Source organism: Skermanella mucosa, from assembly GCF_016765655.2.
In the GTDB taxonomy this organism is placed as follows: domain Bacteria; phylum Pseudomonadota; class Alphaproteobacteria; order Azospirillales; family Azospirillaceae; genus Skermanella; species Skermanella mucosa.
Genome location: NZ_CP086106.1, coordinates 1,881,393 through 1,892,180 on the forward strand (window position 1 = coordinate 1,881,393; position 10,788 = coordinate 1,892,180).

General features: G+C 67.9%; 12 protein-coding genes. 6 read left to right on the forward strand and 6 right to left on the reverse strand.

All coding sequences use genetic code 11. The annotated features are described in order from the left end of the window. Positions 1-11: 11 nt before the first annotated feature. The gene (locus JL100_RS08500) at positions 12-1,511 is read right to left on the reverse strand and encodes an aldehyde dehydrogenase family protein (protein ID WP_228421145.1); all 1,500 of its coding nucleotides are present in this window, start codon (positions 1,509-1,511) and stop codon (positions 12-14) included. Between the two features lie 347 nt (positions 1,512-1,858). Here JL100_RS08500 and JL100_RS08505 point away from each other — a divergent pair, with 347 nt between their 5' ends. The 5 genes from JL100_RS08505 to JL100_RS08525 all read left to right on the forward strand — a co-directional run bounded on the left by JL100_RS08505 (position 1,859) and on the right by JL100_RS08525 (position 6,658). Continuing rightward, positions 1,859-3,109, forward strand: coding sequence for a type III PLP-dependent enzyme domain-containing protein (locus tag JL100_RS08505; protein ID WP_202682479.1), 1,251 nt, complete (start codon positions 1,859-1,861; stop codon positions 3,107-3,109). 94 nt (positions 3,110-3,203) lie between these two features. Further along, positions 3,204-4,175, forward strand: coding sequence for an Rpn family recombination-promoting nuclease/putative transposase (locus JL100_RS08510; RefSeq protein ID WP_202682478.1), 972 nt, complete (start codon positions 3,204-3,206; stop codon positions 4,173-4,175). 70 nt (positions 4,176-4,245) lie between these two features. Continuing rightward, positions 4,246-5,100, forward strand: coding sequence for an alpha/beta fold hydrolase (locus tag JL100_RS08515; protein ID WP_202682477.1), 855 nt, complete (start codon positions 4,246-4,248; stop codon positions 5,098-5,100). A 15-nt stretch (positions 5,101-5,115) separates the two neighbouring features. Next, positions 5,116-5,577: a hypothetical protein gene (locus tag JL100_RS08520; protein ID WP_202682476.1), complete on the forward strand. Its 462-nt coding sequence runs from the start codon at positions 5,116-5,118 to the stop codon at positions 5,575-5,577. A gap of 43 nt (positions 5,578-5,620) precedes the next feature. Then, complete coding sequence (locus JL100_RS08525) at positions 5,621-6,658, forward strand: YheT family hydrolase (RefSeq protein ID WP_228421326.1); 1,038 nt, start codon at positions 5,621-5,623, stop codon at positions 6,656-6,658. Here the strand turns inward: JL100_RS08525 and JL100_RS08530 are convergent. Next, on the reverse strand, positions 6,633-7,187 hold the full coding sequence (locus JL100_RS08530) for a hypothetical protein (protein ID WP_202682475.1): 555 nt from the start codon (positions 7,185-7,187) through the stop codon (positions 6,633-6,635). The two genes, JL100_RS08525 and JL100_RS08530, sit on opposite strands and share 26 nt — an antisense overlap. A 58-nt stretch (positions 7,188-7,245) precedes the next feature. After that, positions 7,246-7,662, reverse strand: a complete 417-nt coding sequence (locus JL100_RS08535; protein ID WP_202682474.1) for a GFA family protein — start codon at positions 7,660-7,662, stop codon at positions 7,246-7,248. A 131-nt stretch (positions 7,663-7,793) separates the two neighbouring features. Between JL100_RS08535 and ypfJ the strand changes: the two genes are divergently transcribed. Further along, on the forward strand, positions 7,794-8,714 hold the full coding sequence (gene ypfJ / locus JL100_RS08540) for a KPN_02809 family neutral zinc metallopeptidase (protein WP_202682473.1): 921 nt from the start codon (positions 7,794-7,796) through the stop codon (positions 8,712-8,714). Between the two features lie 110 nt (positions 8,715-8,824). Here the strand turns inward: ypfJ and JL100_RS08545 are convergent, their stop codons facing one another. From JL100_RS08545 to erpA, 3 genes are all read right to left on the reverse strand, one after another. Further along, on the reverse strand, positions 8,825-9,598 hold the full coding sequence (locus JL100_RS08545) for an exodeoxyribonuclease III (protein ID WP_202682472.1): 774 nt from the start codon (positions 9,596-9,598) through the stop codon (positions 8,825-8,827). A gap of 463 nt (positions 9,599-10,061) precedes the next feature. Beyond that, complete coding sequence (locus tag JL100_RS36790; RefSeq protein ID WP_407696968.1) at positions 10,062-10,241, reverse strand: antitoxin MazE-like protein; 180 nt, start codon at positions 10,239-10,241, stop codon at positions 10,062-10,064. Further along, on the reverse strand, positions 10,241-10,630 hold the full coding sequence (gene erpA / locus JL100_RS08550; protein WP_202682470.1) for an iron-sulfur cluster insertion protein ErpA: 390 nt from the start codon (positions 10,628-10,630) through the stop codon (positions 10,241-10,243). Before erpA ends, JL100_RS36790 begins: the two co-directional genes overlap by 1 nt. Positions 10,631-10,788 lie beyond the last annotated feature (158 nt).

The window sequence follows — 10,788 nt, forward strand, 5'->3', positions numbered from 1 at the left end:
CCTTCCCCGTCTCAGCCCATGTTCAGGATGATCGTCTTCTTGTGGGTGAAATGTTCCAGCATGGCCTCCAGGGAAGCCTCCTTGCCGAGTCCGGAATGCTTCACGCCGCCGTAGCTGAGGCCGGGCTGGACCACGAGGTTCTGGTTGACCTGGACGAAGCCGGCTTCCAGCCGCTGGGTGGCGTCCAGCGCGGTGCGCAGGTCGCGGGTCCAGATGGTGGCGGCAAGCCCGTACTCGCTGTCGTTGGCCTGCTCGATCGCGCTGTCGTAGTCGGTGAAGCGGATGATGCAGGTGACCGGGCCGAAGATCTCCTCCCGCGCCAGCCGGCTGTCGTTGCCGAGGCCGGTGAAGATCACCGGGCGGACGAACAGGCCCTTGGCGAGCCTGGGGTCGTCCGGCATGGCCGAGCAGGCGTGCGCGGTGGCTCCGGACGTGCCGGTGCCGAGCTCGATGTAGGAGTTCACCTTCTCGAACTGCTGGGGCGAGACGATGGTGCCGATGTCGGTGGCCTCGTCCAGCGGGTCGCCCATCTTCATGGCGTCGACGCGGGCCTTCAGGCGGCTGACGAACTCGTCATGGACGCTGTCATGGACGAAGATGCGGCTGGCCGCCGTGCAGCTCTGCCCCTGGCGGGTGAAGCGCATGCCGGCGACGGCGCCGTCGATCGCCTTGTCCAGGTCGGCGTCGCCCATCACGATCATGGGGCTCTTGCCGCCCAGCTCCAGCGTGACCGGGATCAGCTTCTCGGCCGCCGCCCGGTAGATGATCTTGCCGGTCTCGACAGAGCCGGTGAAGGTGACCTTGCCGACCTTGGGGTGGGCGACCAGCGGTCCGCCGCATTCCGGCCCCTGGCCGGACAGGATGTTGAAGACGCCCTTGGGCAGGATCGTGTTCATGATCTGGCAGGTGCGCAGCACGGCGAGCGGCGCCTCCTCCGCCGACTTGACCACCACCGTGTTGCCCGCGACCAGCGCCGGCGCGATCTTCAGCGCCATCAGCATCATCGGGACGTTCCACGGGATGATGGCGCCGATCACGCCGATCGGGTCGCGCTGGGTGACGGTCAGCATCTTCGGATTGAAGGGAACGGATTCGCCCTTAAGCTCCGAGCCCAGGCCGCCGTAGAAGATGAAGGCGTCGGCCAGCACGCCGGATTCGACCCGGCTCTCGGTGCGCAGCGCCTTGCCGGTCTCCAGCGCCACCAGGCGGGCCAGCTCCTCGGCATGCTCGGTCAGGCGGCGGCCGCATTCGGTGACAAGGCGGCCGCGCTCGCGGGCGGTCAGCTTCGACCAGGGCTTCTGCGCGGCGTGGGCCGATTGGACCGCGATGTCCACGTCGGTCGCCTCGCCCTCCGCCGCGTCCGCGATGGTTTCGCCGGTGGCGGGATTGACCACGGCGAATGTCTTGCCGGAACGCGCGGGCACCAGTTCCCCGTCGATCAGCAGCTTGCCCGACAGCTCCCGCGCCAGCGCGTGCGGGTCCAGGGTGAGGGTGAGGGTTTGCGGTGCCACGATCGATCCTCCTGATTTTCTTGGCCTTGGCCGTGCCTTCGCCGGATCGGGCATCCGGTCGGCGGGGTGGCGTCCTTGTAGCACCCGGCGGGCCTCACGGAAACGGCTGCATTGCAGCATGGCGATCCCGGCTGTCAAGCCATGCCTGCACCGAAGAGAAGCGGCAACCCCTGTTTAAAATGAAGTATAAATGCAGGGAAGTGACATCGTTAACTGAGTCTTTACCCTGGAAAAATCATAAAGCGATCAATATCGCTCCCGTGGCGGGCGAGGCAGGTGACGGTCGGCTCTTTCCGTCATCGACAGTGCATTTTCCCAGTACATCTTGAATGATGGAACAAGCGCCCATGTCTTTGCCCTTCACCGCTCCCCTTGCCGCGCATGAGCACGCCACCCATGAGCATACGGCTTACGAGGATGCGGCCGCCATGGTCGCGGCGCTTCGGCCGGAACAGCCGGTCTATTGCATCCGCCCGCACGTCCTGAGGGAAGCGGCCCGGCACTTCGTCGAGACGTTCCCCGGCAAGGTCCTTTATGCGGTCAAATGCAACGCGGAGCCGGCGTTCCTGGACGCCCTGTACGAGGGCGGCATCCGCCACTTCGACACCGCGTCGCTGCCGGAGATCGCGGTCGTCGCCGAGCGCTTCGCCGACACCACCTCCTATTTCATGCATCCGGTCAAGCAGCGGGGCGGCATCCGCGCGGCCTATGGTCGGCACGGCGTCCGGCATTTCGTGGTGGACCATGCCGACGAACTCGCCAAGGTGCTGGCCGAGACGGGCGGGGCCAGCGACATGGTGATCGTGGTCCGGCTGGCGACGGCGCGCGGCGCCGCGGTCTACGATCTCGGCGGCAAGTTCGGGACGTCCCCGGCGCAGGCCGCGGCGTTGCTCAGGCAGGCCCACGGGGCGGGGTGCCGGGTCGGCCTGTCGTTCCATGTCGGCTCGCAGTGCCTGACGCCCGGTTCCTACACGGCGGCGCTGCGGCTCGCGGCGCACACGCTCGACCTCGCCGGGGTGCCGCTGAGCGTGATCGACGTGGGCGGCGGCTTTCCCGTCGCTTATGTCGGCCTGCACCCGCCGCCGCTGGAGGACTATGTCGCCGCGATCCGGGCCGGGCTGGCCGGGATGGAGCTTCCGGTGGGGTGCGAACTGTGGTGCGAGCCCGGCCGGGCGCTGGTCGCCGCCGGCGCGTCGCTGGTGGTCCGCGTCGAGCTACGGCGCGACAATTTCCTGTACATCAACGACGGCGTCTACGGCAGCCTGTCCGACCTGAAATATGCCGGGCTGCGCTTTCCCATGCGCGTGCTGCGGCCCGTCGGGGACCGGGTCGAGGTGCTTGAGCATGACCTGGGGGAGTTCAGCCTGTTCGGGCCGACCTGCGACGCGGTCGACGTGATGGAAGGCCCGTACCGGCTGGCGGCCGACGTGCGGGAGGGCGACTACATCGAGATCGGGCAGGCCGGAGCCTATACGCTGGAACTGCGCACCGACTTCAACGGCTTCTGCCCCGACCGCTTCGTGGAGGTCGGCGACGGCGCCTTCCTGCCGACGGCCGAGATGGAGCCGGCCCCGTTCCTGAGCGCCGCCGCCGAGTAGGGCGGCGGCAGGGCCGGCATCATGCCGCATGGGCGGGCAGACGGAAAACGGGTTCCATCCGCCGCCCGCCTCCTGCCATGGTATGCGCCACCCGATGTCCGCCGTCCACGATTCGCTGTTCCGCGCCCTGATCGACGATCCGGTGCGGGCCGGCGTCCTGATCCGCGATTTTCTGCCACCTGACATCGTTGCGCGGCTGGCCGACGAGTCGCCGACGCTGCTGGACGGCACCTTCGTCGATCCGGAGCTGAACCCGAGCCAGAGCGACAGGCTGTTCAGCGTCGCGCTGCGCGCCGGCGGGTTCGCGCTGCTCTACATCCTAATCGAGCACAAGAGCTTTCCCGACCCCTTCACGCCGATCCAGGTGCTGCGGTACCGGGCGGAAATCTGGCGCCGCTTCGCCGAGGCGGCCGGCCGGGGCAAGCTTCGGCTGCCGCCGATCATCCCGATGGTGTTCTACCATGGCAGGGGACCGTGGAACGTGCCGACGTCGATAACGTCCTGCCTGGATGCCGACGAGGACCTGAAGCAGATGCCGGCAGACATGGGGTACATCCTGTGCGACCTCGGTCCGATCCCCGACGCCGAGCTGTCGTCCGACGATGAGGTCCGTGCCGGGCTGCTGGCGCTCAAGCACGTGTTCCGCCCCGGCGATCCGGAGGCGCTGCTGGCGGAGATCCTGTCCGCGCTGCGCAGCGGAACGACCTTTGAGGAGCAATTGATCCGCTATATGATCCTGATGTACCCGGCCATCACGGCGGATCTGCTGTCCAGGGTGGCGCGTCGGGTCAATCCGGACCGGGAGGGGGAATTGGTTTCGCTCGCTGCACAGGAATGGCTCCGCCAGGGCGAGGAGAAGGGGATCGCCATCGGCGTGGAGAAGGGCTTCGCCAAGGGCAAGGCCGACACGATCCTGATGTTTCTTGAGTCGCGGTTCGGACCGGTTCCGCCCGAGGTGGAGGATCGCGTCCGCAGGGCCGAGCCGGAGGAAATGGACCGCCTGTTCCGCCGGGCCATGACGGCGTCCTCGCTCGACGAACTGTCCGCCGGCAAACCTCGGCACTGACACGCACCCGCGTGCGTGAGGCATCGCGGCGGCGTTGGAACGGCGGCGCCGGTGTGCTACGTTTTTATGTATGCACGCTTATCGAGAAAAGAGCCTTCGCGGGCTGAACGTCGCCGGCTTTCACCGGATCAACTACACCGAGTGGGGACCGGAGCGTTCCGACCGGACGGTCGTCTGCGTCCACGGGCTGACCCGCAACTCCCACGACTTCGACTGGGTGGCGCCGGTGCTGGCGGCGCAGGGCTTCCGGGTGGTCTGCCCCGACGTCGCGGGACGCGGGCGGAGCGGGTGGCTGCCGGTTGCGGCGTCCTATGGCTTTCCCCAGTACCTCGCCGACATGACGGCGCTGGTCGCCCGGCTGGACGTGGAGAGGGTGGACTGGGTCGGGACCTCGATGGGAGGCATCATCGGGATGATGCTGGCGGCCCAGCACGACACGCCGGTGGCGCGGCTGGTGGTCAACGATGTCGGGGCCTTCATCCCGGGGACGGCGCTGCAGGCGATCAATGCCTATGTGTCGGAGCATCCGGCGTTCGACGATGTCGCCGATGTCGAGAGGGAACTGCGGGCGCGGCTGACCGGCTATGCGCCGGTGACCGACGCGCAGTGGCGCCGGCTCGCCGAGGTGGAGGCGCGGCGCGGCGACGACGGCAGGCTGAGGCTCGGCTACGATCCCGCCATCGGCGCCGCCATGGCGGCGGCGGGGCCGGCCAAGGATGTCGATCTCTGGCCGCTCTATGACCGCATCGCCTGCCCGACGCTGCTCCTGCGCGGCGCCGAGAGCGCGTTGCTGACGGCGGACACGGCCCGCGAGATGACGGTGCGCGGCCCGCGCGCTAAGCTGGTGGAATTCGCCGGCGTCGGGCATGCTCCGCCGCTCATGTCGGACGACCAGATCGCGGCTGTCCGCGATTTCCTCGTCTGAGGGACGGGAGCACCCATGACAGCATTTCCGATACCGAGGCCGGCGCAATCGGCCTGCGAGGGCTTCGACGACGACCAGACCCGCCTTTTCGACAGCCTGGTTGAAATTCTGGCCGAAGAGCCGACATGGAAGCAGCGCCGCGCGGTGTTCTTCCAGATCATCGAGCGGCTGCGCAAGGCCTTCGACCGGAACCGGCAGGACCCGGACAGCCGCGGCGACATTCCGTTCATCGCCGTGCTGCCGCTCCATATCGGCGCCATCCTGGAAAAATTGGGCGAAGAGGAGATGATGTCGGTCGATCAGGCGGCATTCTACCTCCTGTCGATCCATCCCGAGCACCAGCAGGCGGCCGACCAATGGATTCAGGGCGACAAGGCCAACCTGAAAGCCATGATGAAGTTCATCGACACCAACCCCTTCTATGCCGCACTGCACCGCTCCTATGAACAGTATTCCTCCGAACCCGACGACCGCTGAACCCGCGGTGGAAACCCGCGGCGGGACCGAGCCCGTGGACCTGATGTCCGCGGTGGCCGCGACTCCGTTCGACTTCCCGTCCTTCTCGCCGCGTGCTCCCTGGTGGGGCGCCGACCTCCAGACCGTGCGCAGCGTGCTGATGCGGCAGCGCTACCGGCCGGAGGACCACCCGCAGAAGCTGATGCGCTTCCGCATGCCGGACGCCACGGGCGACGTGCTCCATGCGACGTTGAACCGGCCGGAGGAGCCGGCGGGAAACCTGCCGCTGGCCGTCCTGGTCCATGGGCTGACCGGCTGCGTCGAGAGCCACTACATGCGCGCCACGGCAGCCGTCCTGCTGCGCCGGGGCATGAGGGTGCTGCGCGTCAACCTGCGCGGGGCGGGACCGTCGCGCCCGTTCTGCCAGGAGCAGTACCACGCCGGCCGGACGGAGGACCTGCGGAGCGTGCTGGCGCAGATCCCCGAGCCGCTGACCCGGTCGGGCATCGTGCTGGTCGGCTACTCGCTGGGCGCCAACGTGACGCTGAAGCTGCTGGGCGAGGGGACGCCCGCCGGGGTGGTCGCCGCCGCGGCGGTGTCGGCGCCGATCGACCTGGCCGAGACCAGCCGGCGCATGATGAGCCGTCGCAACTTCTTCTATCATCGCCGGGTCGTCGCCCGCATGAAGGAGGAAGTGCTGGGCATGCCGATCCCGGAGCACTACAAGGCGGCCGTCCGCGAGGTGCGCAACTGCCACGAGTTCGACGACCGCTTCACCGCGCCGCGGAACGGCTGGCGCAGCGCCGACGAATACCACCAGGTGAATTCCGCCGTCCGGTTCATGGGCGGCATCAAGGTGCCGACGCTGGTCATCCACGCGCTGGACGACCCCTGGATCCCGGCCGACGCCTATCTCGGCTTCGACTGGAGCTCCAACCCGAAGCTGACTCCGCTGCTGCCGCGCGGCGGCGGCCATGTCGGGTTCCACGGCGCGGGTGCCGATCCGTGGCACGACCAGTGCCTGCTCAAGTTCCTGGAGGCGGTCGTCGGCCCGATCGGCGAGGCGACGGTCCCGCTCAGCGCCGCCGCCCGGGCTGGCTGAAGTCGGGCTGGCTGAAGTCGGGCAGGCTGGGCGCCCGGGCGACCAGACCCTCGACCATCCCGAGCGCAAGCTCCAACGCTTCCAGCAGGCCGGCGGCCTGGAGCGCCGCGTGCTCCGGCTGCGCGGTCACCCGGTCGCGGACTTCCGACAGGGTCCGCAGTTCCGGCAGGAACAGCTCGCGGGCGCCCAGCGGCAGGGCGTTGGATTTCTCCATCAGGGCATAGAAGCGGGTGCTGGTCCGGACCAGCATGACGAGGACGGCGGCGTCGAGCCGCCTGAACTGCTCCCGCAGCTCCTCCGCCTGGTCATCCTCCATGCGGCCCAGCCGCTCCTCGATCAGGGCGATCAGCGCCTGGACTTCGTCCACCTTGGCCCGGAAACGGAAATAGGCGGTGTACGAGTCGCGGCTGGCTTCGCCGTGGGCCCGGTCGGCGAGCGAAGCGGCCTCTTTCGCCTGCTTCTCCAGCGCCGACAGCATCAAGGCGATCTCGCGCCGATCCGGAGCCTTCCTGATGAAGTGTCGCCTCAACTGAACAGATCCCGAATTGCCGACGCCGGACTGCATGCACCAGTCGGTATAGGAGCTTTCAATACGGGGTGAAATCGCTGCCGCCTTCGGCATACCGTGGCAAATCAGCGCTCACGTCCAGGGCCGGAACGGCGCCGCCGCACCAGACATGGTACTGCGGCTTGACCGCGCCCGGATCGTCGAGGGTCGCCAGGGTCACGTCGATGTTTTCGGGGCCTTCGGTATAGTGGAAGGTGAGCTGGGAACCGCAGGTCGGACAGAACCGCCGGATCCCCTTGGGCGAGGATCGGTACTCGGCGGGCTCGCCGCCGGTGAAGCGGAAATCCGGAGTCCGCCAGGTTCCCCAGGCGACCGCGGGCGCGCCGCTCGCGCGGCGGCAGAGGCTGCAGTGGCAGAACCCCGCTCCCTCCGCCGTGAGTTCGCCGTCGATACGGTAGCGCACGGCGCCGCACAGGCACCCTCCCGTCAAGACCATCGCTTCCTCCGTCAATCCGGCTCGGCGTCGCCGAAAATTATCACCCTTCGGGCGTTGAACCCTTTTTGCCCCTTGGGTCGTTCTTCTTCAACGTTCTTGACCGGTCATTCAATCATGTGGGGGGAAATCGGATGCAGTGGCGTGGGCGCCGGCAGAGTGACAATATCGAGGACCGGCGCGGCACGGGTCCGGTGTCCGGGTCGGGCCTGCCGGGCGGGATGCTCGGCGGCCGGGGGATGCGGCGCGGCGGCTTCGGCCTCGTGGGGACGGTGGTGATCCTTCTGCTCGGGCTCGTGTTCGGCTTCGATCCCAGTTTCCTGCTGAACGGTGGCTCCGGCGGAGGACCCGGCGGAGGCTATGTCGAGGCGCCGCAGCCGCGCATGGGGACGGCTCCGGGACCGAGGTCGGGCGGCGACCAGGATCTCGCCGACTTCGTCAGCGTCGTGCTGGCGGAGACGGAAGACGTCTGGGGCGACATCTTCGCCCAGTCCGGCCGGCGCTACGAGGAGCCGGTGCTGGTGCTGTTCAGCGGGGCGGTCCAGTCGGCCTGCGGCTTCGCCCAGGCGGCCATGGGGCCGTTCTACTGCCCGGCCGACCGCAAGCTCTATATCGACCTGAGCTTCTACCGGGACCTGCGCACCCGGATGGGAGCGCCGGGCGACTTCGCCCAGGCCTATGTGGTCGCCCACGAGGTCGGGCACCATGTCCAGAACCTGCTGGGCGTCTCCGGCGACGTGCAGGCGGCCCAGCGTCAGTCGTCGCGCGGCGACGCCAACGCGCTGTCGGTCCGCCTGGAGCTCCAGGCCGACTGCTTCGCCGGCATCTGGGCCTTCCACCTGGCCCAGCAGGGGCAGATCCTGGAGCCGGGCGACATCGACGAGGCGCTGAACGCTGCCAGTGCCGTCGGCGACGACCGCCTGCAGGAGCGGGCGACCGGCAGGGTCACGCCCGACTCGTTCACCCACGGCAGCTCGGCCCAGCGGGTCGAGTGGTTCCGCCGCGGGCTTGAGTCGGGAGCTCCGACCTCGTGCGACACCTTCCAGGAGGGGTGACCGGAGGGGCCGTAGGTCGGGTAAAGCGAAGCGGCACCCGACATCGACGCGCCTGTTTGTCGGCTGCCGCTTCGCTCTAGCCGACCTACGGTTGAGGCATCTTTCCGGCTTCAGTCCGCCAGTTCCAGGACGACCGGGGTGTGGTCCGACGCTTTCTCCTCGCCGCGCGGGCCGCGGTCGATCCGGCAATCGGCGAGGCGGTCGGCCGCCTGGGGCGACAGCAGGAAATGGTCGATGCGGATGCCCTGGTCGCGCGGCCAGCGGCCGGCCTGATAGTCCCAGAAGGTATAGGCGCGGGGTTCGTCGGGATGCACCGCGCGGAAGGCCTCGGTCAGACCCAGGTTGAGCAGGGCGCGGAACTGGGCGCGGGTCTCGGGGCGGAACAGGGCGTCGGTTTCCCACGCCTGCGGGTCGTAGACGTCCTCGGGGGCGGGGATGACGTTGTAGTCTCCCCCCAGCACGAAGGGCTGCTCGGTCTTGAGCAGTTCCGCCGCGTGACGGCGCAGGCGTTCCATCCAACGGAGCTTGTACGGGTACTTCTCGGTCCCGACGGGATTGCCGTTGGGCAGGTAGAGCGAGGCGATGCGGACGCCGGCCACGGTGGCTTCGACATAGCGGCCCTGGGTGTCCTCGGAATCGCCGGGCAGGTGGTCCAGCACGTCCTCGGCCGGCTGCTTCGACAGCAATGCCACGCCGTTGTAGCTCTTCTGCCCGACGACGGCGCAGCGATAGCCCAGCGCCTCGAAATCCTGCTTGGGGAAGGAGGCGGTCTCGCACTTGATCTCCTGGAACAGGACGACGTCGGGGGCCGCGCGCTCCAGCCACGCCAGCACGTTGGGCAAGCGGGCTTTCACGGAGTTGACGTTCCAGGTGGCGATTTTCATGGGCGAGTTTTCCTTGGTGATCCTTGCCTTGGTAATAGGGGCAAAAGGCCGGGCGATGAAGCGGCCTTGAGCAGCGAATGCAGCCTGCCGTTCCATTCGTCGCGATGCGTCGGGCCACGGCCCAACCTACGGTTCGATGCAGGGCGGAGGTGATGCGGGCCGTCGATCGTAGGTTGGGCCGAGGCCCAACGCATCGGCCCGGCTGCCCCGGCCGGATCGACCTGATCGGGCACAGCTGTAACTCGCTCCCCGCCCGGCCTTTTGCCCCTGTTACGGCATGGCGCCCGAATTTCTACGGTGCTGGTGATTTTCCAACTTTACCGTAGAAAATGTTTAAAAACAATGCACTGACTGTTCCCGAAGGTCCTGCTTCGCTCGTCGGCCAAGGCCGACCTACGGCGAACCGGACGGCACCAGCGTGCCGGAACCTATCCGAGGACTTCGGACGCCTGCCCGCGCTTCATCATGTCCAGTCGCCCAGGTCGGCATTCGCTTCGATGAAGTCGAGGGCATCAGCTTGCTCTGGCGCTCCCCTGAGCAAGGCGGCCTGCCGCCGCGCTTCTTCCCGGAAGCCTGGCAAGGTCGGTTCGGGGAGCGAAGCCCTGAGCAGATCCAGGCCTTCGGGTCGGCCGCCGGACCGCATCACACCGCGAAGGACGAGCCGCAGCCGCACGAGGCGGTGGCGTTGGGGTTCTTGATCTGGAAGCTGGCGCCCATCAGGTCCTCGACGAAGTCGATGATCGAGCCGTTCAGCAGGTCGAGGGAGACGTCGTCGGTCACGACCGAGGTTCCCAGGTGCTCGAACACGTGGTCGTCCTCGTTGACGGTCTTGTCGAAGCCGAAGCCGTACTGGAAGCCCGAGCAGCCGCCGCCGGATACCGTGACGCGGAGCATCAGGGCGTCGTCGCCTTCCATTTGGCGGAGCACGGCGACCCGCCTGGCTGCGCTGTCGGAGATGGACAGGGACCGTCCACCCGGAGCGACGGCGGCGGCTGAGTCGGTCTGCGGTGTGTCGAGCGCCGTGTCGGTCATGGTCTTCTCCTTGGGTTCCGCGCGTTCTCCGCGGGAGGTCGGTCGAAAGCGGGCCTGAAAAATGCCCATGTCGGGGAGTTACGTTTGACCCTATGTAAGCAGACCAAGTCGTCTCTTCAAAGGGCCGGCGACACGGCAGGTCAATAGGTCGCGATGGT

Bases quoted from the DNA above. Each gene is read 5' to 3' on its own strand.
- JL100_RS08505 (WP_202682479.1), top strand. From the start codon at position 1,859: ATGTCTTTGCCCTTCACCGCTCCCCTTGCCGCGCATGAGCACGCCACC.
- JL100_RS08510 (WP_202682478.1), top strand. From the start codon at position 3,204: ATGTCCGCCGTCCACGATTCGCTGTTCCGCGCCCTGATCGACGATCCG.
- JL100_RS08515 (WP_202682477.1), top strand. From the start codon at position 4,246: ATGCACGCTTATCGAGAAAAGAGCCTTCGCGGGCTGAACGTCGCCGGC.
- JL100_RS08520 (WP_202682476.1), top strand. From the start codon at position 5,116: ATGACAGCATTTCCGATACCGAGGCCGGCGCAATCGGCCTGCGAGGGC.
- JL100_RS08525 (WP_228421326.1), top strand. From the start codon at position 5,621: ATGTCCGCGGTGGCCGCGACTCCGTTCGACTTCCCGTCCTTCTCGCCG.
- JL100_RS08535 (WP_202682474.1), bottom strand. From the start codon at position 7,662: ATGGTCTTGACGGGAGGGTGCCTGTGCGGCGCCGTGCGCTACCGTATC.
- ypfJ (WP_202682473.1), top strand. From the start codon at position 7,794: ATGCAGTGGCGTGGGCGCCGGCAGAGTGACAATATCGAGGACCGGCGC.
- JL100_RS08545 (WP_202682472.1), bottom strand. From the start codon at position 9,598: ATGAAAATCGCCACCTGGAACGTCAACTCCGTGAAAGCCCGCTTGCCC.
- JL100_RS36790 (WP_407696968.1), bottom strand. From the start codon at position 10,241: ATGCGGTCCGGCGGCCGACCCGAAGGCCTGGATCTGCTCAGGGCTTCG.
- erpA (WP_202682470.1), bottom strand. From the start codon at position 10,630: ATGACCGACACGGCGCTCGACACACCGCAGACCGACTCAGCCGCCGCC.